Below are 20685 nucleotides of genomic sequence, written 5' to 3' on the forward strand. Positions count from 1 at the left end.
CGGCCGTGCTGGGCGCGGCCATCGAGGGTATCAGGGGCGGCCGGATGAAGGCCATCTCGCTGATCGATACCAAGCCCGCCGAAGCCCTGCCCGAGGTTCCGGCCCTGGGCGAGACCAATCCCGAATATGCCGATTACCTGCCCTGGGGGCCGTTCTTCGGAGTCTTCGTCAAGAACGGCACCCCCAAGGACGTGGTCGCCAAGCTCGTCGATGCCTATGCCAAGGGCGCCGAAAGCGAGGATTTCGTGAAGCTGATGGGCGATCGCGGCTATGTCATCGAAAGCCTGTCGGGCGATGCGGCAACCCAGTTCCTGTCGAAATGGCAGTCGCTTACCACCTGGCTGATTGCCGATGCCGGGCTGGCCAAGAAGTCGCCCGAGGAATTCGGCATCCCGCGGCCCTGATCTGCGGCTCGCGATGCGATCTTTCCCGGCCCACGCGGCCGGGAAAGTCCCTGCAATGACCTTCGGGAGGATCGGTCATGCACGACAAGCGCCACCGCAGCGCGGGCGAGATCGCCTTCAACGCGGTTCTGTTCATCGTCAGTCTGGTCCTGCTGTGGTCGGCCTATGCCATCGCGGGATTCGAATCGCTCAGCTCGCCCGGTGCGCTGCCGATGGCGGTCGCGCTGGCCATGGTCGTCAGTTCGGGCCTGGTCCTGCTGGATGGCTGGCGCCACACGCAGCGCGACCAGACGGGCTTTCTGAAGGACATCCTGCCGCCCGCGGTCATCGTGATGATGCTGTTCATCGCGGGATATGCCCTGCTGCTGGTCCCGCTGGGCTTTCTGCCGACCTCTTTGCTGTTTCTGACGCTCTCGATCCTGTATCTGCGCCGGGGCGGGCTGATCTTCGCGCTGGGCGTGTCGGCCTTTGCGCTGTTGCTGGTCTATATCGTGTTCCGGCTGATCTTTACCGTTCTGATGCCGTCGGGGATCGTCCCCGAGGCCGAGATGCTGGCCGCCTTCGGCCAATTGTTCGGAGGGGCCCGATAATGGAGGCCCTTGGCTATTTCCTGACCCCCTGGCTGGATCCGAAACTGCTGTTCCTGGTCGCGGCGGGCACCTTCGCGGGTGTCTATGTCGGCGCCATCCCCGGCCTGTCGGTCACCATGGCGGTGTCGATCCTGATCGGCTTTACCTTCACCTGGGACGTCTATCCGGCGCTGTGCCTGATGGTCGGCATCTTCATGGGCGGGGTCTATGGCGGATCGCGCACCGCGATTCTGCTGAACATCCCCGGCGCGCCCTCGGCCATCGCCACGGCGCTGGATGGCTATCCGCTGGCGCAGAAGGGATTGGCGGGCGAGGCGATCGGGATTTCCACAGTGATGTCTTTCGTCGGCGGGCTGATCGGCATCATCGTGCTGGCCGTCGCGGCACCCGCGGTCAGCGATTTCGCGCTGACGTTCCAGCCTCGGGACTTCATGCTGCTGGCGATCCTGGGCATCCTGCTGGTCGGATCACTGTCGGGCGAAAGCCTGGTCAAGGGCATCTTTGCCGGCGCCCTGGGGTTGCTGATCGGCACCGTGGGCATGGATCCGCTGACAGCCGAGGAACGCTTTACCTTCGGGTTCACCCAGCTTTGGGGCGGGATCAGCTTCATCGCCGTGATGATCGGCATGTTCGGCGTCAGCGAGGCGCTGGCGCAGTTGCACCATGTCGACAAGACCGCGGTGAAGCAGACCATCAGCCGCATCGTGCCGACCTGGTCCTCGATCCTGAAATACCTGCCGCTGTCGCTGCAAACCTCGTCCATCGGCGTGATCATCGGCGCCTTGCCCGGCACCGGCGGAGACATCGCGGCGCTGATGGCCTATGACCACGCCAAGCGCGTGACCAAGAACCCCGAAGTGCCCTTCGGCCAAGGCGCGCGCGAGGGTCTGGTCGCCCCCGAGACCGCCAACAACGCGGCCGTCGGCGGTGCCTTCATCCCGATGCTGACGCTGGGCATTCCGGGCGATGCGGTGACCGCGATCATGATCGGGGCGCTGTATATCCACGGCCTCAATCCCGGCCCGATGCTGATGATCGATCAGCCGCAGATGTTCTGGTTCATCACCGGCGCGCTGGTGCTGGCCAACATCTTCATGCTGATCTTCGGGCTGACCGGCATCCGCATCTTTACCAGGATCGTGGAAATGCCGCGCACCGTGCTGCTGCCGCTGATCCTGCTTTTGTCCATCGTCGGTGCCTATGCGGTCAACAACGCGATCACCGATGTCTACTGGATGCTGGCCTTCGGGGTGCTGGGCTATTTCATGAAATCCTATGGCTACCAGCTTGGCCCCGTGATCCTGGGCGTGATCCTGTCGCGGCTGCTGGACGAGAACTGGCGCCGGGCGATCATTTCCGAACAGGGCAGCGTCGCGGGCCTGTTCAGGGGCATCGCGACCAGCCCGCTGTCGCTGGTTCTGGCGGCGATGGTGGTGATGATCTTCGTCAGCCAGACCCCGGTCTGGCGCAGGTTTCGCCGCAAGATCGGTCTGGAAAGGATCGAACACGACCAGGACGCCCCCGGCTCGGGCGCGTAGGGAGGCTGGGAATGAAAACGGGCATTGCGACGGTTTCGATCGCGGGCAACCTGCGCGAAAAGCTGGCCGCCATCGCGGCGGCCGGCTTCGACGGGCTGGAGATTTTCGAACAGGATTTCCTGCAGGATGCGGCCAACCCGCGCGAGGTCGGCCGGATGATCCGCGATCACGGGCTGGAGGTGATGCTGTATCAGCCTTTCCGCGATTTCGAGGGGCTTCCCGCCACGCTGCGCGCCCGCGCCTTCGATCGTGCCCGGCACAAGTTCGACCTGATGGCGGAACTGGGCGCCGAGCTGATGCTGATCTGTTCCTCGGTCCATCCGCAGGCGATGGGCGGGATCGACCGCGCCGCCGATGATCTGGCCGAACTGGCCGAGATCGCCACCCGGCGGGGCCTGCGGATCGGCTACGAGGCGCTGGCCTGGGGCCGTCACGTCAACGACCACCGCGACGCCTGGGAAATCGTGCGCCGGGCCGATCATCCGGCACTGGGCCTGATCCTGGACAGCTTTCACACGCTGGGCCGCAGGATCGACCCGGACACGATCCGCCGCATTCCGGGCGACCGGATCTTTTTCGTCCAGCTTGCCGATGCGCCGATGATCGACATGGACCTGCTGTATTGGTCGCGCCATTTCCGCACCATGCCGGGCGAGGGCGATCTGCCGGTGGTGGATTTCATGCGTGCCGTGACGGCGACCGGCTATGGCGGGCCGCTGTCGCTGGAAATCTTCAATGACCAGTTCCGCGGCGGCAGCCCCGAAGGCATCGCGCGCGACGGCCATCGTTCGCTGATCTGGCTGATGGATCAGGTCCGCCGCGCCGAACCGGCGCTGCATGTCGATCTGCCGCCGATCCCGGAAAACCTCGGCGTCGAGGGCGTCGAGTTCATCGAATTTGCCTCGGACGCGGCAGAGGCCCCGGCGCTGGAAGCGGCGCTGACGCGGATGGGCTTTCACCGCGAAGGCGTGCATCGCAACAAGCGCGTCACCGTCTGGCGGCAGGGCGGCATCCGCATCGTCGTGAATACCGAGGAAACCGGCTTTGCGCACAGTTTTTTCCTGAACCACGGCACTGGCGTCTGCGATATCGGGCTGCGGGTCGAGGATGCGCAGGCCACCGTCGTCCGCGCCGCGGCGCTGGACGCCAGACTGTTCCACCAGCCGCCCGGCCCCGGCGAACTGGACATCCCGGCGATTCGCGGCGTCGGCGGATCGGTGCTGCATTTCATCGACGCGAAAAGCGGCCTCGATGATGTCTGGCGGATCGAATTCCAGGCCACCGGCGACAGCGCGACCGATTTCGGCCTGATCCGCGTCGATCATCTGGCCGAGACGATGAATTACGAGGACATGCTCAGCTGGACGCTGTTCTACACCGCCATCTTCGACATGGACCGCCGGCCGATGATCGACGTGGCCGATCCCGACGGGCTGGTGCGCAGCCAGGCCATCGCATCCCGCGATGGCGCCACGCGGATCACCCTGAACGGCGCCCAATCGCACCGCACGCTGGCCGGCGGTTTTCTGGCCGACAGCATGGGATCGGCCGTGCAGCATATCGCGCTGGCCAGCCGCGACATCCTTGCCAGCGCCCGGGCGATGGCGGGCGCGGGGTTCCAGCCGCTGGAGATCCCGGAAAATTACTACGACGATCTTCAGGCGCGCTATGGGCTGGACGACGACCGCATCGCCCGCCTGCGCCGCTGGAACATCCTCTACGAGGCCGAGGGCGAGGCCGAGTTCTATCAGTTCTACGGGCGCCCGCTGACCGGGGGGCTGTTCTTCGAGATCGTCGAGCGGCGCGGCGGGTATGACGGCTATGGCGCCGCGAACGCGCCCTTCCGCATCGCCGCGCTGAAGCGGCTGTTGCGTGCCAAGGACATGCCGCGTGCGTGATCGGGGCTGCCCCACCGGCCTCGCCCCCGCCGGCGCAGCCCCAACCCCGCCGGCCCCCTGCCAAACCCCGACGGCCCCGCCCCGCCTTTCGGCAATGTGTTCCCGGCACGACCCGATCTTGAACCGATCCTGAAGGACAGGAACCGATGATCTCTGGCCATACCAAATTGATCGCCCATCTTGGCGTGCCGACGGAAAGCTTCAAGGCGCCGATGATCTACAACCCCTGGTTCGAGGCCAGGGGCATCGACACCGTGGTCGTGCCGATGGGATGCGAAACGGCGGACTTTCCGGCCTTCATGCCGCTGCTTGCGCGCCTGCGCAACTTCGCGGGCGCGCTGATCACCATGCCGCACAAGGTCGCGGTCGTGGACCTGCTGGATCAGGTCAGCACCGCCGTGCGCATCTGCGGCGCCTGCAACGCCGTGCGCCGCGACGAGGCGGGCGCCCTGATCGGCGACATGTTCGATGGCGAAGGCTTTGTGCGCGGCGTGCTGCGCAAGGGTCGTGCGGTCGCGGGGGCCTCGGTCCTGGTCGTGGGCACGGGCGGCGTGGGCTCGGCCATCGCCGCCTCGCTGGCGGGCGCGGGTGCGGCGCGTCTGGCGCTGTTCGACATCAATGCCGCCTCAGCCGACCGCCTTGCCGCGAAGCTGCAAGAAGCCTGTCCCGCCCTGCGGGTCGAGACCGGCCGGAACGATCCGGCGGGTTTCGACATCGTCGTGAACGCCACGCCGATGGGCATGGCCGAAGGCGATCCGATGCCGATGCCGGTCGAGCGTCTGTCGCCCCGGACCTTTGTGGGCGAGGTGGTCATGAAACGCGAGGAAACCGCCTTTCTGGCCGCCGCCCGGGCGCGGGGCTGCCTGACCCAGATCGGCACCGACATGCTGTTCGAACAGATCCCCGCCTATCTGGAATTCTTCGGCTATCCGACCACAAGCGCGGACGAATTGCGCAGGCTGGCCAGGATCAGATACTGACTGCCGGGTTGCCTGCCGCAAGCGGGTTCTGTTCAATCCCGCCGGCACGGCAGCCTCAGGAGACAGCGCCATGACCCGATCCGAGGGCGATCGCGTCCTGACCGACAGCGACATCGCGGAACTGATCGCATGGCGGCGCGATCTGCATCGCCGCCCGGAACTGTCCGGCGATGAACGGCAGACCGCCGCGCGGGTGGCGGCGGCGATGCGCCATGCCGGGGCGGACCGGATCGCGACCGGGCTGGGCGGGTTCGGCGTCGCCGCGATCTTCGAGGGTTTGTCCAGGGGCTGCACGGTCATGCTGCGCTGCGAGCTTGACGGGCTGCCGATCCAGGAACAGGGGGCGCACGACTGGTGCTCGCAATCGGCGGGCAAGGGGCATCTTTGCGGGCATGACGGGCATATGGCGATCCTGGCCGCCGTCGCGCGCTGGCTGGGGCGGAACAGGCCGCCGCGCGGGCGTGCCATCCTGCTGTTCCAGCCCGCCGAAGAGGATGGATCGGGCGCGGCGAAGGTGATCGCGGATCCGCAATTCGCCGGCCTCGTGCCGGATTATGCGCTGTCGCTGCACAACATGCCCGGCGTGCCGCAGGGTCACGCGCTGCTGGCCGAGGGGCCGATGAACTGCGCCTCGCGCGGCATGAAGATCGCGCTGACCGGCCGCACCGCCCATGCCTCGCAGCCCGAACACGGCGTCTCGCCGGCCATGGCGCTGGCCGCGCTGGTCCCCGCGCTGACGGCGCTCGGGTCGGGCGGCCAGCAATCCGATCCCGCCTTCTCGCTGGTCACGATCACCCATGCCCGGCTGGGCGAGCCGGCATTCGGCATCGCGCCCGGCGAGGCGGAATTGCGGGCGACGCTGCGCACGCAGAGGGATGAGGGGATGGCCCGGCTGGTCGCGGCAGCCGAACGCACCGTTGGACAGGCGGCCGCCACCGCGGGACTGGCCCATGCGATCACCTGGCACGACGTGTTCCACCATTGCCAAAACGACCCCGAGGCGACCGCGATCCTGTCGCGCGCGCTTGCCGCCGAAGGGTTCGTTGTCGGCTCGAATGGCCTGCCGATGCGCGCCTCCGAGGATTTCGGCCGTTTCGGCGGCTGTTCCCGCGCCGCCATGTTCCTGCTGGGCGCGGGCCGCGATGTCGCCAGCCTGCACAATCCCGATTACGATTTCCCCGATGACCTGATCGAACCGGGCGCCCGCATCTTCATCCGTGCGCTGAGCGAGGTGCTGGGCTGAGCCAGGCTACAGCCGGAAACCCAGGGCCTCGATCTGCCGGGCATAGCCTTCGGACGCGCGCAGTCGGGCCAGCCTTTCGGCATGGCGGACCGTGATCAGATCCTGGGCCGCGCGCACGGCGGGCTGTTCCATCAGCGCCGCGCACAGCGCCCGCACCCGGCCCGCCATTTCGGCCGCGCCCTCGTCGCGCAGGCTGTTCTGATCATAGGTGCGGAAATAGGCGTCGTCATATTTGCCGTGATTGTTCAGGATATCGCCGCGCAGCCGGCGCATCAGGAATTCCTCGCCCGATTTCACGCCGTAATGGTTCAACTGCGCCAGTCCATAGCCTGCCTCGTCCATCTTCTGCTTCCATGCGATCCTGCGCCCGTTCAGCACCTCGCCCGAGCCATTCACCCAGCGCAGCTGCTTTTCGTCGGTCTTGAGGTATTTCGGCTTCAGATGCGGGCGGTGAATGGCCAGCTTCATCCATGGCTGATGGGTATAAAGGGTCTTGACGCCGTAGCCCTTGGCAAAATCGTCGTCGGCGGCGGCGGTAAAGCGCGTGGTCACGAAATCGTCCCGATAGCGGGCCTGCCCGTTCGATCCGAAAAAGCGCCACGTCACCGGCATCGCCGTCGCGCCGTTGGTCTTGATCACGTCGATCAGCGAATCGACCGAACCATCGCCCGTCCTGATCTGCAAGAATTCGTCGAGGTCGATCAGCAGGTGCCAGTCGGCACGGGCGAATAGCGGGTGGTTGCCGATTCGCGCGATCCCGCGCGGTTGCGGCGGCTTGTCGCGCCAGGCGCCGTTATCCAGCCGTGACAGCAGCCCCAGCCCGGCCAGCGCGTCCAGCATCTCGTCGGTGCCATCGCTGCAATCATTGGTCAGAAAAAGGATGTCGGTAAAGCCCAGCAGGTGATGATAGGCGACCCATTCCAGCAGATAGGGGCCTTCGTCCTTGGCCATCGTGGTCAGCACCACATTTCCGTGGCGCGAGGTATTGGCGGGGATCGGCAGGTTTTCCTGGCGCCGCGCGAGGTCGGCGAAAAACGTCGTTTCGTCGATCCGGTCCAGCTTTTCAAGCGGTCCCGCCCTCTTGCGCGCGACGGTCCTCGTGGCCTCGGCCTCGATCGCGTCGTAGTCGACAAAACCTTTCCGTTCCAGATAATGACCGATCCAGGATTTGCGCGGTGGCACCCCGCCGCGCGCCTTGCGGGTATGCTTGCGCATCCAGCGCGAATAAAGGTGGACGGCCAGCGCGCCGCCGTCCTCGATCAGTTCGCGGGCTCGGGCGTGATTGACGTTCTCGATCAGCAGCTTGCGTTTCTGGAAGCTGATCGGGAAAAACACATCGCTGGGCTGGGCATAGATGATCTCGCCGGTTTCCTGCGCAAAGTGCGTCAGCGCCCGGGGACCGGTCGTGCCCCAGGGCAGGGTGCCCAGATCCATGTCGCCGCCGCGATCGCGTTCAGCCTGCATCCGTCCGCGACGGTGGCCGGGCAGCCAGGGCGGAATCGGATAATCGGAGGTGAGGAATTCGGCCAGCAGATCCTTGGTCCGCGATTCGGGCGGAAATCCCATGACGGCATTGCCCAGCAGCAGCTTGTCGTCGCGTTCATGGCCGAGAAACCAGGTCATCCCGGCGCGGAAGGGCTGCATTGCGATGACATCGGTATCGACCCAGACGCGCGGCGTGTCGCGCACCATGACGGCGCGGAAGACATCGGCATGGATCGCGGGGCTTTTCGCCTTGGCATGGACGATGATGTCGTCATTGGGCCAGATCTCGCGGGCATCGCGCAGCACCGCGCCATCGGGCAGGTTCGGCACATGGCCGTAGGTATAGAGAACGAAATCGTGACCCAGTTCGACAAAGCTGCGGATCGAGGCGATTTCCAGCCATGACAGCGGCCCGTCGATCCACAGCGATCCGATCTGCGCAAGCTGGTCTTGGGTGCCATCAGGCGGCATGCGCTGGTCCTTCTGCTGTGTTCTCGTGCCCGGCCCGGTCGGAATTTGCCTACCATCGCTTTGTGGACCGGTCTTTCCACGGGGAACAATTTCAGCCGCCGGCGCTTCCGCCTGTCATGGTTCGCCAGGGCGCGATTTTGTCGATCCTTTCCGACACTGATGGGCCATCGAGACAAGTTCAAGCCCTGCCTTCGGCACCTATCCGCCCGGTCAGTTTTTGCGGTGTTTTCCTACCGCGCGAGACTCGGCTCTTCGCGCTATGGTTGCGATCTGCTCACCCCTTTTGATGAAGGAGGCTGCCATGCCCCGCGTACCGTCTTTCGGCATTTCAGCGGATCGCAAACCCGTCTTCGCGCCCGACGACATTCTTGCCAGCGACCGCTGGTCCGACTTCGACAAGGAGGCGATCGTGCTGGAGGCGATCGTCATCGACAACAATATCTCGGGCAGCGATGCGACGCTGCAGGTCCGCGCCCATGACGGCATGAACTGGACCATCGAACTGGGCCGCCGCGCCCGCAACATGGCGGCGGGGCTGACCCCGGCGCAGGCGTTGCCGGGCGATCCCGTCTCGGTCCGCGGCCGCCGCCTGCACCGTTTCGGCGAGAACCGGATCAAGGCGATGCACCTGACCATTGCCGGGCGTGATTTCGATCTCTATCCGGCCAGTCTCGAGGCATCGTGATCCCGCAGGGCCGCATGCCGGGCCGCGATGGAAACTGACCAGACGGCAGGCCGCCTCACGCCCCGACTGCGCGCCGGTCGCGTGGCCGGGGCGGCAGATCGGTCCCGTGTGACACCAGCGCCTCTTTCCAACCGTGCGCGCAGGCACTAGCTTGCCGCCATGCGCTGGACAATCCCGAATATCCTCACCCTTCTGCGGCTTGCCGCGGCGCCCGCCGTGCCGCTGATGTTTCTCTATTTTCATCGGCCCTGGGCCGATTGGGCGGCGCTGGCGATCTTTCTGGTCGCGGCCGTGACCGACTGGTTCGACGGCTATCTGGCCCGCGCCTGGAAACAGGAAAGCCGGTTCGGCGCGGCCATGGATCCGATTGCCGACAAGGCGATGGTGGTCATCGCCATCATCGTCATCACCGGTTATTCCGGCATGAATCCCTGGCTGATCCTGCCCGCCACGGTGATCCTGTTCCGCGAGGTCCTGGTGTCGGGCCTGCGCGAATTCCTGGGCGCGCAGGCGAAGCTGCTGAAGGTTACCAAGCTGGCCAAGTGGAAGACGACCTTCCAGATGGTCGCCATCGCGGTCCTGTTCCTGGGCACGGGGCTTGCCTTTGTCGAACACGGCGAGCCGCCGCTGGTGGGCGAGGGCAGGCTGCCCTGGTCCGACAGCTGGTCCGATCTTGCCAATCAGGTCGGGCTGGTGCTGATCTGGATCGCGGCGGTGCTGACCGGTTGGACAGGTTGGGATTATTTCGTCAAGGCGCTGCCCTATCTGAAGGATCCCGCGCATGATGCTTGATGTCCTTTATTTCGCATGGCTGCGCGAACGGATCGGCCAGCCTCGCGAGCGAATCGAGACCCGGGCCGCGACCCTGCGCGATCTGGTCGCCGAACTGGCCGACCGCGACGAATGGCACGCGTCGGCCTTTGCCGACATGGGCGCCGTGCGTTGCGCGATCGATCAGGAACTGGCCGATCTTGATGCGCCGCTGGACGATGCCCGCGAGGTGGCCTTTTTCCCGCCCATGACCGGGGGCTGACCCGTGTCGGCGCGTGTCCAGGCCGGTCCCTTCGATCTTGCCGCCGAGATGGAGAATTTCGGTCGCGGCGCCGGCGCCGTCGTCACCTTTACCGGCATCGTGCGCGACGATACCGGCCGGATGCTGGCGTTGGAGCTGGAATATTATCCCGGCATGACCGAGCGTGTGCTGGCCGAATACGGCGCCAGGGCCGCCGCCCGCTTCGGCCTTGCCGACTGGAAGATCATCCACCGCCATGGACGCCTGAACCTGGGCGAGCCGATCATGATGGTCGCCACCGCCGCCCGCCACCGTCGTGCCGCCTTCGAGGCCGCGGATTATCTGATGGACTGGCTGAAATCCCGCGCCCCCTTCTGGAAGCGCGAGATCGGCCCGGACGGCGCCGGCGCATGGGTCGCGGCGAAAGACAGCGACGAGGATGCGCTGAAGCGGTGGTGACCTTCGGCCTGCCGATATCCAGCCGCTTCGTCCGCCCGTGATCGCGGTCGCGCAATCGCAGATCGCGCAGGCGCTGGATGCGCTGGCCGACCGCGCGGAAGGTCCGATCTTCCTGCCTGCCAACCTGCTGGAGCGCGGCATCGGTGGCGATCATCCGCGCGCCCTGCATCTGTGGCGCAATGCAGGCTGGACCGCCTTCCTCGGCCTGTCGAATGCCGGCGTCTGCTTTCCGCAGATGCGCGATGCCGATTCGCAGGACTGGGACGCGCTGCCCGCGGTGCTGAAAAATCTTTCCATCACCGGTCTCAACGGCGAGGCCGCGCAGATTGCCCGCATCCTTGCGGCGCTGCGCCTCGACCGTCATCCGACGCGCCTCGACCGGATCGAACCGTGTTTCGCCCTGGCGCTGAACGATCTGCGGATGCCCGACGCGGCCGGACTTTCGATTCGCGCGCCGCGCAAGGCGGAACTGCCGCTTCTGATCGACTGGCGCGCGGCCTACCGGATCGAAATCATGGGTGACGACCCTGCGCAGGCGCGCGACAATGCCGTGGCCGAACTGCCGCTGTGGCTGGCCAGGGATTCGCTGCGGCTGGCCACCCGCGACGGCCAGCCGGTCGCGCTGACCGGTTTCAACGCGCGGCTGCCCGAGATCGTGCAGGTCGGCGGCGTTTATGTTCCCCCGACGCTGCGCGGTCAGCGTCTTGCCCGCCGCGCGCTGGCCCTGCACCTGGCCGAGGCGCGCGCAGCAGGCGCCGGCCGCGCCTTCCTGTTCGCGGCGTCGGAGGCTGCCGCCCGCACCTATACCGCGATCGGCTTTGTACCGGCGGGGCGGATGCGGATCGTGATCTTCGAACAGCCCGCCGAGGTCGCGCCCCGATGCGGCCGCTGATCCGCCCCGAGATTGCCGCGTGGCTGTCGCGCTGGTCCGAGGTTCTGGTCGCCGGCGCCATCGCGCTGGCGGGCCTGTGGCTGACGCTGCGCGGCGGCTGGTTCTTCGCCGCGCTCGGGCTTGCGATGCTGCTGGTCGGCGCGTCGCTGGCCATCGGCGCCCGGCGCAGGCTGCCCTTTCGCCGCCCGATCGAGGCGCCTGGCGTGGTCGAACTGATCGAGGGCGCGATCCGCTATTACGGGGCGACCGATCCGGGCGGCGAGATCGCGCTGCGCGATCTGGTCGAGATCCGCCTTTTGCGGCTGAACGGGCAGGCGCATTGGCGGCTGCGCAGCGCCGGAGGCGAGGCGCTGCTGATTCCCGTCGATGCCGCCGGGGCCGAGGTCCTGGCCCACGGCTTTACCGCGCTTCCGGGCCTTGACATGGGCGCCGTCTCGCAGGCGCTGGCGCATGTCAGCGAACAGCCCGACGCGACGCGGCTGGTCTGGCGCAGGCCCGATCACGGCGGGTTGACTTGACGGTCCGCTGTTGCCACCTGTGACCGACCGGCAATCCGCGAAAGGTCCGTCCGATGTCGATACCCCAGCAGGGCGGTGGCCCGATCGAAAGCCGCGATCAGCTTGCCGCCTATATCGCCTCGGGCGAGAAGCCGCGCGAGGCCTGGCGGATCGGCACCGAGCACGAGAAATTCGGCTATTGCAAGGATCACAAGCTGCCGCTGCCCTATGAGGGCGATTGTTCGGTCAAGGCGATGCTGACCGGCCTGCAGGAACGCTTCGGCTGGTCGCCGGTCCTAGAGCAGGGCAAGATCATCGGGCTGGAACGCGACGGCGCCAATGTCAGCCTGGAACCGGGCGGACAGCTGGAATTGTCCGGCGCTCCGGTCGAGAACATCCACCAGACCTGCGACGAGGTGAACGGCCATCTGGCCGAGGTGAAATCCGTGGCCGATGATATGGGCGCGGGCTTCATCGGTCTTGGCGCCGCGCCGATCTGGTCGCAGGAGCAGATGCCGATGATGCCCAAGGGGCGCTACCGGCTGATGACCGACTACATGGGCCGGGTCGGCACGCTGGGCACGCAGATGATGTATCGCACCTGCACCGTGCAGGTGAACCTGGATTTCGCCAGCGAGGCCGATATGGTCCAGAAGCTGCGGGTCGCGCTGTCGCTGCAACCGGTGGCGACGGCGCTGTTCGCCAATTCTCCGTTTCTTGACGGCAAGCCCAACGGGATGAAAAGCTGGCGCGCCCATATCTGGCAGAACCTTGACGAGGCGCGCACCGGGATGCTGCCCTTCGTGTTCCAGGACGGCTTCGGATACGAGGCATGGGTGGATTACGTCCTCGATGTGCCGATGTATTTCGTCTATCGCGACGGTCGTTATCTCGATGCTCTGGGCCAGTCCTTCCGCGATTTCCTGAAGGGCGAATTGCCGGCCCTTCCGGGCGAGATTCCCACGCTGTCGGATTGGGCCGACCACCTGACGACGGTTTTTCCCGAGGCGCGGGTCAAGAAATTCATCGAGATGCGCGGCGCCGATGGCGGGCCGTGGCGCAGGCTATGCGCGCTGCCGGCGCTGTGGGTCGGGCTGACCTATGACCAGCAGGCGCTGGACGCGGCCTGGGATCTGGTCAAGGGCTGGGACCACGAGACGCGCGAAGGGCTGCGCCGGGCGGCCGGACGCGAAGCGTTGCAGGGCGAAGCCGGCGGCATCCGCCTGCACGATCTGGCGCGCGAAGTGCTGGCCATCGCCGAACAGGGCCTGAAGAACCGCGCGCGGCAGGGCGCCGGCGGGCTGATCCCCGACGAGACGCATTTCCTGAACGCGCTGAGGGAAAGCGTCGAGACCGGCCGCGTTCCGGCGGACGAATTGCTGGCGAAACATCACGGCGAATGGCAGGGCGATCTGTCACGCATCTATGCCGAATACTCCTACTGACGATTGCGTGATCGCGCATCGCGTGTCACGCTGATCGGATTGTCAGCCCCGGAGTATTTGCAGATGCGCGATTTCTTCATCCGGTCGATGGAATGGATCGTCAACATATTCATCACGCTGGGCGCGATCGCGGTGGTGGTCAGCGGCCTTGTGGTGATGTTCAGCGATCAGGGCGGCTTCCTGCGCGGCCTCGCGGTTCTGTTCGGCGGCGCGATCTATCTGATCGTCGTGGGCGGGATCATCTATCTGGGGCTGGGCATCTACAACAACACCCGCCGCACCGCCGAGGCGGTCGAAGCACTGGTCAGCCGCCAGACCCCCTGAATTGCCGCCGGCGCGTCTGGCCCGGCTTTCGCCGTCGTCCGAAACCCTGCAGGGTTCGCGGTGGGCCGGCCGCCATCCGCCTTCCGATCGGCGCCGCGGCGCACGACAATATGACCTCATTCGCCGCCCGCCTTGCTTGAAACGGGCGGCAAGCGGTGGCAGGTCGGAAGCAAAGCAAGAAGGGGGCAGGCGATGCGGGCGGATCTGATGACATGGGTGCAGCGGCTGGTCGGTCTGGTCTTCGTGATCGGCCTGATTGCGCTGTCGGGGGCGGTCTTCGTGCAGATCCGTCAGTCCGAAGGCATTCCGCCGCTGTCGGTCTTCATGGGTCTGGTCGGTCTGTCGGTGCTGATTCTGCTGGCGGGGGCGTGTCTGTCGCTGATCTCGCTGGCCGGATCGGCCCGGCGCGGTGCCGATGCATTGCAGAAACTGGCCTGGCAGGGCGGCGGGATCAGCCCTGCCGCCGTGGCCTCTGCCACCACCACCAGCGCCGCATCGCGGCCGTTCACCACCGCTCCGATGGCCGACATCGCGACCCAGCCAGAGCCGCAGCCGCAGGGCCCCGTCGCCCCGTCGCGGCCTCTGCGCCCGTCCGGCCGCAGATTGGTGGCCGAGCGCTAGAACAGGATGATCCTGTTCGTGAATCGGCTGCGTTGCGCTGCATGTATTCCGGGCTGGCGAAGAAACGGAGTCGGAACAGGGTTGCGTCGGGAATCCGCCGAAGGATTCGGATGAGCGTCGCCTCGATCCAGGTGGTGACGCGGGCAAAGAAAAAACCCCCGCGCGATTGCATGGGGGTTCGTTCGTCTTGTCTGCGTTGAAGCCTTAGAAGCCGCGCGCAATCCGCTCGATGTCGCCGCGGCACAGACCGATATCGTCCAGCTCGCGATCCGACAGGCGGCTCAGCTCGCGCCGGGTCATGCGGGTGTCGTTCCACCCCGAGACCAGCGCGGCGATGCGTGCGACGACGTTGCCAACACCTCCGACAGCAAGGCTGCGGTTCGTTTCTATGGCCGACATCATATCACCTGCATTTCCAGTTTGCCCTCTCACAGGGCAGTGTTTCGGATGCCGGGTAGATAGGTCGCGCAAAGGCGGAATACCAGCCATGCGTCCCGCAAGGCCGATATGCAAGAAACGCAGGGATTAAAGCGGCTTGGGCGGTCCCGATGGTCGCAAAACGGTCACGGAATGTCGCTATGCCGGGTTCTTTTTCTGCCTGTCTGCGCGCCAGTCCCCCAGGGCGGCCTGCCACAGCGCGATTGCCGCAACGGCAGCGGTATCCGCGCGCAGGATCCGGGGGCCCAGGCTGATTCGGTCGACAAAGGGCGATGCCGCCAGACGCGATCGCTCGGCTTCGGAAAACCCGCCCTCGGGACCGATCAGGATGGCCCACGACCCCTGCGGCAGACCGGCCAGCGTCTCGGCCGGGCCCGCCATTGCCTCGTCCGCCCACAGGATACGGCGCGCGCCATCCCATCCGTCCAGAAGCCGCGCAAGGGGCTGAAGATCCGCGACCGGCGGCACGAAGGTACCCCCGCATTGTTCGGCCGCTTCGATGGCGTGGGCTTGCAGACGGTCCTGCCGGATGCGTTCGGAATTGGTGAAGTCGGTCTGCACGGGCAGGATGCGGGCAACGCCCAGTTCGGCGGCCTTTTCGACGATGAAATCGGTGCGTGCCTTCTTGATCGGCGCAAACAACAGCCACAGATCGGGCGGATCGCGCTGCGGGGCGGTCTGTTGGCCGACATCCAGCGTTCCGCCGCGCTTGCCCGCCTGCGCGATGCGGGCCGCGAATTCGCCATCGCGGCCGTTGAAGACCGCGATTTCCGCGCCCGCGCCCAGTCGCATGACCCCCGACAGGTAATGCGCCTGCGCGGGCGCCAGCGGCACGGCTTGCCCGGGCGCCAGCGGGTGATCTATGAACAATCTGATCCTTGCCATGATGGGCCAGACGCTATGCAAAGCCGGACCGAAAGGCCAGATGCCGTCATCGACGCGCCGAAGGGCAACTGGGTGGACCGATACGCGCCCGAGCGCTGGCGGCCCTGGCTGCGCCTCAGCCGGGCCGACCGGCCCATCGGGACGTGGCTGCTGCTGCTGCCCTGCTGGTGGGGCGTCGGGCTGGCGATGATGTATGATGCGCCGCGGCTCTTCGATCTTTGGATCGTGATCGCCTGCGCCATCGGCGCCTTCGTCATGCGTGGCGCGGGCTGCACCTGGAACGACATCACCGACCGGGACATCGACGCGCAGGTCGCCCGCACCCGGTCGCGGCCCCTTCCCTCGGGCGCCATCAGCCTGCGCGGCGCCTATCTGTGGCTGCTGGCACAGGGGCTGGTCGGGCTGGCGATCCTGCTGACACTGGGCCCGGCGGCGATCTGGATGGGCGTCATCTCGCTGGCGCTGGTGGCGATCTATCCATTCGCGAAACGCTTTACCTGGTGGCCGCAGATCTTCCTGGGTCTTGCCTTCAACTGGGGGGTGATGCTGGCCTATGCGGCCCATGCGGGCCAGGTCGATCTGGCCCCTGTCGTGGCCTGGCTGGGCGGCATCGCCTGGACCATCTTCTACGATACGATCTATGCCCATCAGGATGTCGAGGATGACGCCCTGATCGGGGTCAAATCCACCGCGCGCCTGTTCGGCAGAAACAGCCCCCGCTATCTGGCGCGCATCGCGATGCTGGCGGTCGCCCTGCTGGGGCTGGCCATCCTGCTGAGCCATCGCAATCTCTTGATCGCCGCTATCGGTCTGGCCGGCTTTGCCGCGCATCTGGCCTGGCAGCTGAAGAATTTCAAGCCGGATCATGGTGATAGCTGTCTTCGCCTGTTCCGGTCGAACCGCGATGCCGGGCTGATCCTTGCGCTGTTTCTCGCCCTTGCCGGGCTGAGCTGATTGCACGCCCGGCGGGCCGACGCTAGAGGGATGCGACCCGCAACAGCCGAAGGCCCATCGCATGGCACCCTTGCGCCGCAGGATTTCCCCGACTTTGGCCACGATCCTCGTCCTCGCTCTGGCGGGCGGGCTGAGCTGGTGGGGCGCGCGATCCACGGCGGCTTTCATCGAAGATCGGTCGTTGCAGGATGTCCAGGTCGCGCTGCGCAGCGCAGGATATGACTGGGCCGGGGTCGAGACTGACGGGTTGCAGGTGCGGCTGACAGGCACCGCGCCAAGCGAGGTGGACCGTTTCCGCGCCATGACGCAGGCCGCCACGGCAGTCGATTCCAGTCGCATCCTGGATCAGATGACCGTCGCCGCCGCCGAGGCGCTGGACCCGCCCGATTTCAAGGTCGAATTGCTGCGCAACCCGCAGGGCATTTCGCTGATCGGGCTGGTTCCGGCCTCGACCGACCGCAACGCGCTGCTGCGGTCGCTGCGCAGCGAAACCTCGGCGCCGAAAGTGACCGACCTGCTGGAGACCGCCGATTACAAGCTGCCCGAGGGCTGGCAGGCGGCGCTGGATTACGGCATCCAGGCTGCCCAGATGGCCGGCAGCGCCAAGATCTCGATCCAGCCGGGCGCGGTGACGGTGGCCGCGATCACCGACAGCCGCGCCGAAAAGGGCCGGCTGGAAACCGCGCTGAAACGCGCCGTGCCCAAGGGCGTCAGGCTGACCAGCCAGATCACCGCGCCGCGTCCGGTCATCGCGCCGTTCACGATGCGATTCGTCATCGACGGCGACGGCCCCAGGTTCGAGGCCTGCTCGGCCGCAACCGAAGACGGGCGACAGCGGATCCTTGAGGCGGCGCTGAGCGCGGGGTTGCAGGGCAAGCCGGGCTGCACCCTGGGCCTTGGCGCACCAAGCCCGGATTGGGACGAGGCCGCCGAGCAGGCCATCGCGGCGGTGGCGCGGCTGGGGCAGGGAACGGTCACGATTTCGGACGCCGACGTGGCTCTGACCGCGCCCGAGGCGGTGACGCAGGTGCGCTTTGACGAAGCGGCCGGTCGGCTGGAACAGGCCCTGCCGCGCGTCTTTTCGCTTCATGCCGAACTAGAGCGTGAATCCGGGCAGGATGCCGGGCCGGCGGAATTCATCGCCGCGCTGAGCGGCGACCGGGCGCTGTCGATGCGCGGCCGGATCGCCGACGTGCCGATGCGCGAGGCGGTGGACAGCTTTGCCCGCGCCCGCTTTTCCGAGGTGGACAGCAGCCTGCGCAGCGATGCGGCGGTGCCGGATGGCTGGACGGTGCGCGTGATCGGCGCGCTGGAGGCGATGGCCGTTCTGGAAAGCGGGACCGTTCAGGTCACTCCCGACATGCTGCGGATGGCCGGCACCTCGGGCGATCCGAATGCCGCCGAAAATGCCGCGGCCGCCCTGTCGAACCGGATCGGGGCCGGCGCGCGCTATGCCCTGTCGATCCGCTATGACCGCCGGCTGGACCCGGCGCTGGACCTGCCCGATGGTCAGGAATGTGTGCGGCGGCTGAACCTGATCATGTCCGAATCCGAGATCGGATTCGAGCCGGGCAAGTCCACCATCGCGGGCGATCCGCAGCCGACGCTGGCGCGGCTGGCCGAGGCGATGACCGAATGCGCGGATTTCCAGATCGAGGCCGGCGGGCATACCGATGCGCAGGGATCGCAAGGGTTCAACGCCGATCTGTCGCGTGCCCGTGCGCAGGCGCTGGTGGCGGCGATGGCCGAGGCCGGGATCGACACCGCCAACCTGACCGCACGCGGCTATGGCGAAAGCCAGCCCATCGCCAGCAACGACACCGAGGCCGGGCGCGAGGAGAACCGGCGCATCGAGTTCCGTCTGTTGTCGGAGATGCCGATCCGCAATACCCCGCTGCCGGTGCCGATCCTGCGCGAGGGTGTCACCAGCGAGCCGGTCGCGCCGCTGCAGGGACCGCCCGCGCCGGACATCGCGACCTCCTCGGGAATGGCGCCCGAAGGCGGCGCGGCCACGTCGATCGATGCCGTTCAGGGACCGCAAAGGCCGCAGGCGGGCGAAAGCCGTGCGGTTCCGGCGACCGTCGGGGTCAGCGAACAGGTTCCGGCACTGGACGATCGCGACGAAACCGTTAGGCTTCCGGTTCAGACGCCCGGCGCCGACACGCCCCGCCCCTCGCCCCGGCCCGAGGATGCCGCGACATCCGCGACCGGGCAGGAACAGCAAGACACCACCCCCGCGCCATAGCGAAAACCAGAGCGACCAGAACCAGAGCGCATGAACCGAACCGAATTCATCACCGTCACCGCCATCATCCTGTTCGGCGCCTTCCTGCTGGGCTGGATCGCAAGCTGGATCGTCCATCGCCTGACCCGGCGCACCCGTGCCGACATGTCCGAATTGGACCGAATGGCCCAGCAATTGCACGATACCGAAGAACAGCGCGACCAGGCCGTCGCGCGCCTGGAAGAGGTCGAGGCAGACCTGTCCAGCCGCCTTGCAGGGACCGAATCGGAACTGCAGGCCGCGATGGACGGGCTGCGCGAAAGCCGCGCCGAGGTCGAGGAACTGCGCGACTATATCGAGCGGAAACTGGTCCGCCGCTGAGATCGGTCGCGCAAGCCGGCGAGCCGTGCCGCCGATCCTCGCCCTGCGCGCCCGTCGTCCCAACCCGGCCTGCCGGCGTGCTGAACAAGGCGATGCGCATCAGGATCGCGCCTTTGCGACAAGGGCGGCAGCCGCCGATCGCGATCGTGACGCGCCCGCCGATCGGGCGGTTAGCGGAACATGACCTTGATGTGCAGGGAATGGCTTCTGCTCGACTGCTTTTCACCCAATGGATGCAGCCAATGTTTCAAGAAGGCAGGATACGTTTCGACCTGGAATCATACCGCTTTAGACCGCAGCCCGCCTGCGCGCCTCTGCCCTGATGTTGAAATAGTTTCCCGTCAGGATCAGCGTCGCGCCCAGGATGACCAGAGGTCCGATCGGCTCGTCGTAAAACACCATGCCGACCAGCGCGATCACCGGCAGGCGCAGGAAATCGAACGGCATGACCAGCGTCGCGGGCGCCAGCCGCAGGGCGTTGGCGATGCAGAAATGCGCCGTCAGCCCGGCCCCGCCGATCAGCGCGATCCACAAGGCCGTCTGGCCCGAGGGCAGGGCGACATCCCCGTCCAGCCCGGCAAGGAGAAAGCCCAGGACGGCCTGCATGACCGTCATCCACCACAGGATGCAGGCGACGCCGACCCGCGCGGTCAGCTGCTTGGTGAGGATATAGGTCAGCGCGAAACCCACCGCGCTGCCCGCCGCCGCGATCAGGCCCGGTGTCAAGGGCGCCGCGCCCGGCCGCGCCACCAGCAGGATACCCGCGAACCCCAGGGCGGCGGCAATCATCCGCGCCTGCGTCCACCGTTCGCCCAGAAAGAAGCGCGACAGCACCAGCGCCCAAAGCGGCGCGGTGAATTCCAGCGCGAAGACCTGCGCCAGCGGGATCGAGAAGATCGCGAAGAACCACAGGTTCTGCGCCGTGAAATGACAGATGTTGCGGGCCAGGTGCAGCCCCGGATCGCGCAGGTTGACGACATGCCAGCGGCCGCGCAGCGTGATCAGGCCGCCGACGATCGCGATCCCGACCAGCGAGCGCCAGGCCATGATCTCGAACGTGTCCAGCGACAGCGACACCGCGCGCCCGGCCACCGCCATCGAGGTGAAGGACGCGACCGCACCCAGCATCCAGACCGCCGCGACCAGCGGATTGGCCGGGTGCGGCGCCGGAATATCGGCCCGCGCGCTCATCTCGTGATCTCCGGCATCGGCCCGCATCCCCCTGGCCCGCATGGCTAGCGCGGCCTTGCAGCCGATGC

Annotated in this window: 22 protein-coding genes; 18 read left to right on the forward strand and 4 right to left on the reverse strand. The window is 66.7% G+C overall.

Features of this window, described 5'->3' with window-relative positions; all coding sequences use genetic code 11:
• The 6 genes from B4L36_RS10730 to B4L36_RS10755 form a co-directional block, all read left to right on the forward strand.
• A partial coding sequence (locus B4L36_RS10730; RefSeq protein WP_292956669.1) for a tripartite tricarboxylate transporter substrate-binding protein occupies positions 1-404 on the forward strand: 404 nt, incomplete at its 5' end.
• Positions 405-481: 77 nt separating this feature from the next.
• On the forward strand, positions 482-994 hold the full coding sequence (locus B4L36_RS10735) for a tripartite tricarboxylate transporter TctB family protein (protein WP_292956672.1): 513 nt from the start codon (positions 482-484) through the stop codon (positions 992-994).
• Entirely contained in the window at positions 994-2532 is a 1539-nt protein-coding gene (locus B4L36_RS10740) for a tripartite tricarboxylate transporter permease (protein ID WP_292956675.1), read from the forward strand. Before B4L36_RS10735 ends, B4L36_RS10740 begins: the two co-directional genes overlap by 1 nt.
• Before the next feature lie 11 nt (positions 2533-2543).
• Positions 2544-4430, forward strand: a complete 1887-nt coding sequence (locus B4L36_RS10745; protein ID WP_292956678.1) for a bifunctional sugar phosphate isomerase/epimerase/4-hydroxyphenylpyruvate dioxygenase family protein — start codon at positions 2544-2546, stop codon at positions 4428-4430.
• Between the two features lie 146 nt (positions 4431-4576).
• Positions 4577-5410 carry a shikimate dehydrogenase family protein gene (locus B4L36_RS10750; protein WP_292956681.1) on the forward strand — a complete coding sequence of 278 codons (834 nt, stop codon included), beginning with the start codon at positions 4577-4579 and terminating at the stop codon, positions 5408-5410.
• A 70-nt stretch (positions 5411-5480) separates the two neighbouring features.
• Positions 5481-6653, forward strand: coding sequence for an amidohydrolase (locus B4L36_RS10755; RefSeq protein ID WP_292956683.1), 1173 nt, complete (start codon positions 5481-5483; stop codon positions 6651-6653).
• A gap of 6 nt (positions 6654-6659) precedes the next feature.
• Here the strand turns inward: B4L36_RS10755 and B4L36_RS10760 are convergent, their stop codons facing one another.
• Positions 6660-8609, reverse strand: coding sequence for a glycosyltransferase family 2 protein (locus tag B4L36_RS10760; protein WP_292956686.1), 1950 nt, complete (start codon positions 8607-8609; stop codon positions 6660-6662).
• A gap of 301 nt (positions 8610-8910) precedes the next feature.
• On the opposite strand from B4L36_RS10760, the gene B4L36_RS10765 reads away from it, so the two are divergent.
• The 9 genes from B4L36_RS10765 to B4L36_RS10805 all read left to right on the forward strand — a co-directional run bounded on the left by B4L36_RS10765 (position 8911) and on the right by B4L36_RS10805 (position 14544).
• A complete protein-coding gene (locus tag B4L36_RS10765; protein WP_292956689.1) occupies positions 8911-9294 on the forward strand; it encodes a hypothetical protein in 384 nt (127 codons plus the stop codon).
• 159 nt (positions 9295-9453) lie between these two features.
• Positions 9454-10086, forward strand: a complete 633-nt coding sequence (gene pgsA, locus B4L36_RS10770) for a CDP-diacylglycerol--glycerol-3-phosphate 3-phosphatidyltransferase (protein ID WP_292956692.1) — start codon at positions 9454-9456, stop codon at positions 10084-10086.
• The gene (gene moaD, locus B4L36_RS10775; protein WP_292956804.1) at positions 10079-10327 is read left to right on the forward strand and encodes a molybdopterin converting factor subunit 1; all 249 of its coding nucleotides are present in this window, start codon (positions 10079-10081) and stop codon (positions 10325-10327) included. The genes pgsA and moaD overlap by 8 nt, the downstream gene beginning before the upstream one ends.
• Before the next feature lie 3 nt (positions 10328-10330).
• Positions 10331-10765, forward strand: a complete 435-nt coding sequence (locus tag B4L36_RS10780; protein ID WP_292956695.1) for a molybdenum cofactor biosynthesis protein MoaE — start codon at positions 10331-10333, stop codon at positions 10763-10765.
• Positions 10766-10802: 37 nt separating this feature from the next.
• A complete protein-coding gene (locus B4L36_RS10785; RefSeq protein WP_292956698.1) occupies positions 10803-11657 on the forward strand; it encodes a GNAT family N-acetyltransferase in 855 nt (284 codons plus the stop codon).
• Positions 11645-12175: a hypothetical protein gene (locus B4L36_RS10790; RefSeq protein ID WP_292956701.1), complete on the forward strand. Its 531-nt coding sequence runs from the start codon at positions 11645-11647 to the stop codon at positions 12173-12175. The genes B4L36_RS10785 and B4L36_RS10790 overlap by 13 nt, the downstream gene beginning before the upstream one ends.
• Positions 12176-12228: 53 nt before the next feature.
• Positions 12229-13599, forward strand: a complete 1371-nt coding sequence (locus tag B4L36_RS10795; RefSeq protein WP_292956704.1) for a glutamate--cysteine ligase — start codon at positions 12229-12231, stop codon at positions 13597-13599.
• A gap of 3 nt (positions 13600-13602) precedes the next feature.
• The gene (locus tag B4L36_RS10800) at positions 13603-13923 is read left to right on the forward strand and encodes a hypothetical protein (protein ID WP_292956706.1); all 321 of its coding nucleotides are present in this window, start codon (positions 13603-13605) and stop codon (positions 13921-13923) included.
• Positions 13924-14115: 192 nt separating this feature from the next.
• Entirely contained in the window at positions 14116-14544 is a 429-nt protein-coding gene (locus tag B4L36_RS10805) for a hypothetical protein (RefSeq protein ID WP_292956709.1), read from the forward strand.
• A gap of 204 nt (positions 14545-14748) precedes the next feature.
• Here the strand turns inward: B4L36_RS10805 and B4L36_RS10810 are convergent, their stop codons facing one another.
• Both B4L36_RS10810 and B4L36_RS10815 read right to left on the reverse strand, forming a co-directional pair.
• Positions 14749-14943 carry a DUF1127 domain-containing protein gene (locus B4L36_RS10810; RefSeq protein WP_292956712.1) on the reverse strand — a complete coding sequence of 65 codons (195 nt, stop codon included), beginning with the start codon at positions 14941-14943 and terminating at the stop codon, positions 14749-14751.
• 177 nt (positions 14944-15120) lie between these two features.
• On the reverse strand, positions 15121-15867 hold the full coding sequence (locus B4L36_RS10815; protein ID WP_292956715.1) for a 16S rRNA (uracil(1498)-N(3))-methyltransferase: 747 nt from the start codon (positions 15865-15867) through the stop codon (positions 15121-15123).
• A 15-nt stretch (positions 15868-15882) separates the two neighbouring features.
• Between B4L36_RS10815 and ubiA the strand changes: the two genes are divergently transcribed.
• From ubiA to B4L36_RS10830, 3 genes are all read left to right on the forward strand, one after another.
• Positions 15883-16821 (forward strand): 4-hydroxybenzoate octaprenyltransferase, encoded by a 939-nt coding sequence (ubiA, locus tag B4L36_RS10820; protein WP_292956718.1) that lies wholly within the window; start codon positions 15883-15885, stop codon positions 16819-16821.
• A 61-nt stretch (positions 16822-16882) separates the two neighbouring features.
• Positions 16883-19066 carry an OmpA family protein gene (locus B4L36_RS10825; protein ID WP_292956721.1) on the forward strand — a complete coding sequence of 728 codons (2184 nt, stop codon included), beginning with the start codon at positions 16883-16885 and terminating at the stop codon, positions 19064-19066.
• Between the two features lie 30 nt (positions 19067-19096).
• Positions 19097-19426 carry a hypothetical protein gene (locus B4L36_RS10830; protein ID WP_292956724.1) on the forward strand — a complete coding sequence of 110 codons (330 nt, stop codon included), beginning with the start codon at positions 19097-19099 and terminating at the stop codon, positions 19424-19426.
• 288 nt (positions 19427-19714) lie between these two features.
• Here the strand turns inward: B4L36_RS10830 and B4L36_RS10835 are convergent, their stop codons facing one another.
• A complete protein-coding gene (locus tag B4L36_RS10835; protein ID WP_335661260.1) occupies positions 19715-20659 on the reverse strand; it encodes a DMT family transporter in 945 nt (314 codons plus the stop codon).
• Positions 20660-20685 lie beyond the last annotated feature (26 nt).

This window comes from Paracoccus sp. UBA889, from assembly GCA_002294185.1.
Lineage (GTDB): Bacteria > Pseudomonadota > Alphaproteobacteria > Rhodobacterales > Rhodobacteraceae > Paracoccus.

Excerpts from the sequence above, each read along its gene's own strand:
- B4L36_RS10740 (WP_292956675.1), top strand. The coding sequence starts at position 994 with ATGGAGGCCCTTGGCTATTTCCTGACCCCCTGGCTGGATCCGAAACTG.
- B4L36_RS10750 (WP_292956681.1), top strand. The coding sequence starts at position 4,577 with ATGATCTCTGGCCATACCAAATTGATCGCCCATCTTGGCGTGCCGACG.
- B4L36_RS10825 (WP_292956721.1), top strand. The coding sequence starts at position 16,883 with ATGGCACCCTTGCGCCGCAGGATTTCCCCGACTTTGGCCACGATCCTC.
- B4L36_RS10755 (WP_292956683.1), top strand. The coding sequence starts at position 5,481 with ATGACCCGATCCGAGGGCGATCGCGTCCTGACCGACAGCGACATCGCG.
- moaD (WP_292956804.1), top strand. The coding sequence starts at position 10,079 with ATGCTTGATGTCCTTTATTTCGCATGGCTGCGCGAACGGATCGGCCAG.
- B4L36_RS10745 (WP_292956678.1), top strand. The coding sequence starts at position 2,544 with ATGAAAACGGGCATTGCGACGGTTTCGATCGCGGGCAACCTGCGCGAA.
- B4L36_RS10760 (WP_292956686.1), bottom strand. The coding sequence starts at position 8,609 with ATGCCGCCTGATGGCACCCAAGACCAGCTTGCGCAGATCGGATCGCTG.
- B4L36_RS10735 (WP_292956672.1), top strand. The coding sequence starts at position 482 with ATGCACGACAAGCGCCACCGCAGCGCGGGCGAGATCGCCTTCAACGCG.
- pgsA (WP_292956692.1), top strand. The coding sequence starts at position 9,454 with ATGCGCTGGACAATCCCGAATATCCTCACCCTTCTGCGGCTTGCCGCG.
- B4L36_RS10795 (WP_292956704.1), top strand. The coding sequence starts at position 12,229 with ATGTCGATACCCCAGCAGGGCGGTGGCCCGATCGAAAGCCGCGATCAG.
- B4L36_RS10805 (WP_292956709.1), top strand. The coding sequence starts at position 14,116 with ATGCGGGCGGATCTGATGACATGGGTGCAGCGGCTGGTCGGTCTGGTC.
- B4L36_RS10810 (WP_292956712.1), bottom strand. The coding sequence starts at position 14,943 with ATGTCGGCCATAGAAACGAACCGCAGCCTTGCTGTCGGAGGTGTTGGC.
- ubiA (WP_292956718.1), top strand. The coding sequence starts at position 15,883 with ATGCAAAGCCGGACCGAAAGGCCAGATGCCGTCATCGACGCGCCGAAG.
- B4L36_RS10815 (WP_292956715.1), bottom strand. The coding sequence starts at position 15,867 with ATGGCAAGGATCAGATTGTTCATAGATCACCCGCTGGCGCCCGGGCAA.
- B4L36_RS10765 (WP_292956689.1), top strand. The coding sequence starts at position 8,911 with ATGCCCCGCGTACCGTCTTTCGGCATTTCAGCGGATCGCAAACCCGTC.
- B4L36_RS10790 (WP_292956701.1), top strand. The coding sequence starts at position 11,645 with ATGCGGCCGCTGATCCGCCCCGAGATTGCCGCGTGGCTGTCGCGCTGG.
- B4L36_RS10835 (WP_335661260.1), bottom strand. The coding sequence starts at position 20,659 with ATGCGGGCCAGGGGGATGCGGGCCGATGCCGGAGATCACGAGATGAGC.
- B4L36_RS10830 (WP_292956724.1), top strand. The coding sequence starts at position 19,097 with ATGAACCGAACCGAATTCATCACCGTCACCGCCATCATCCTGTTCGGC.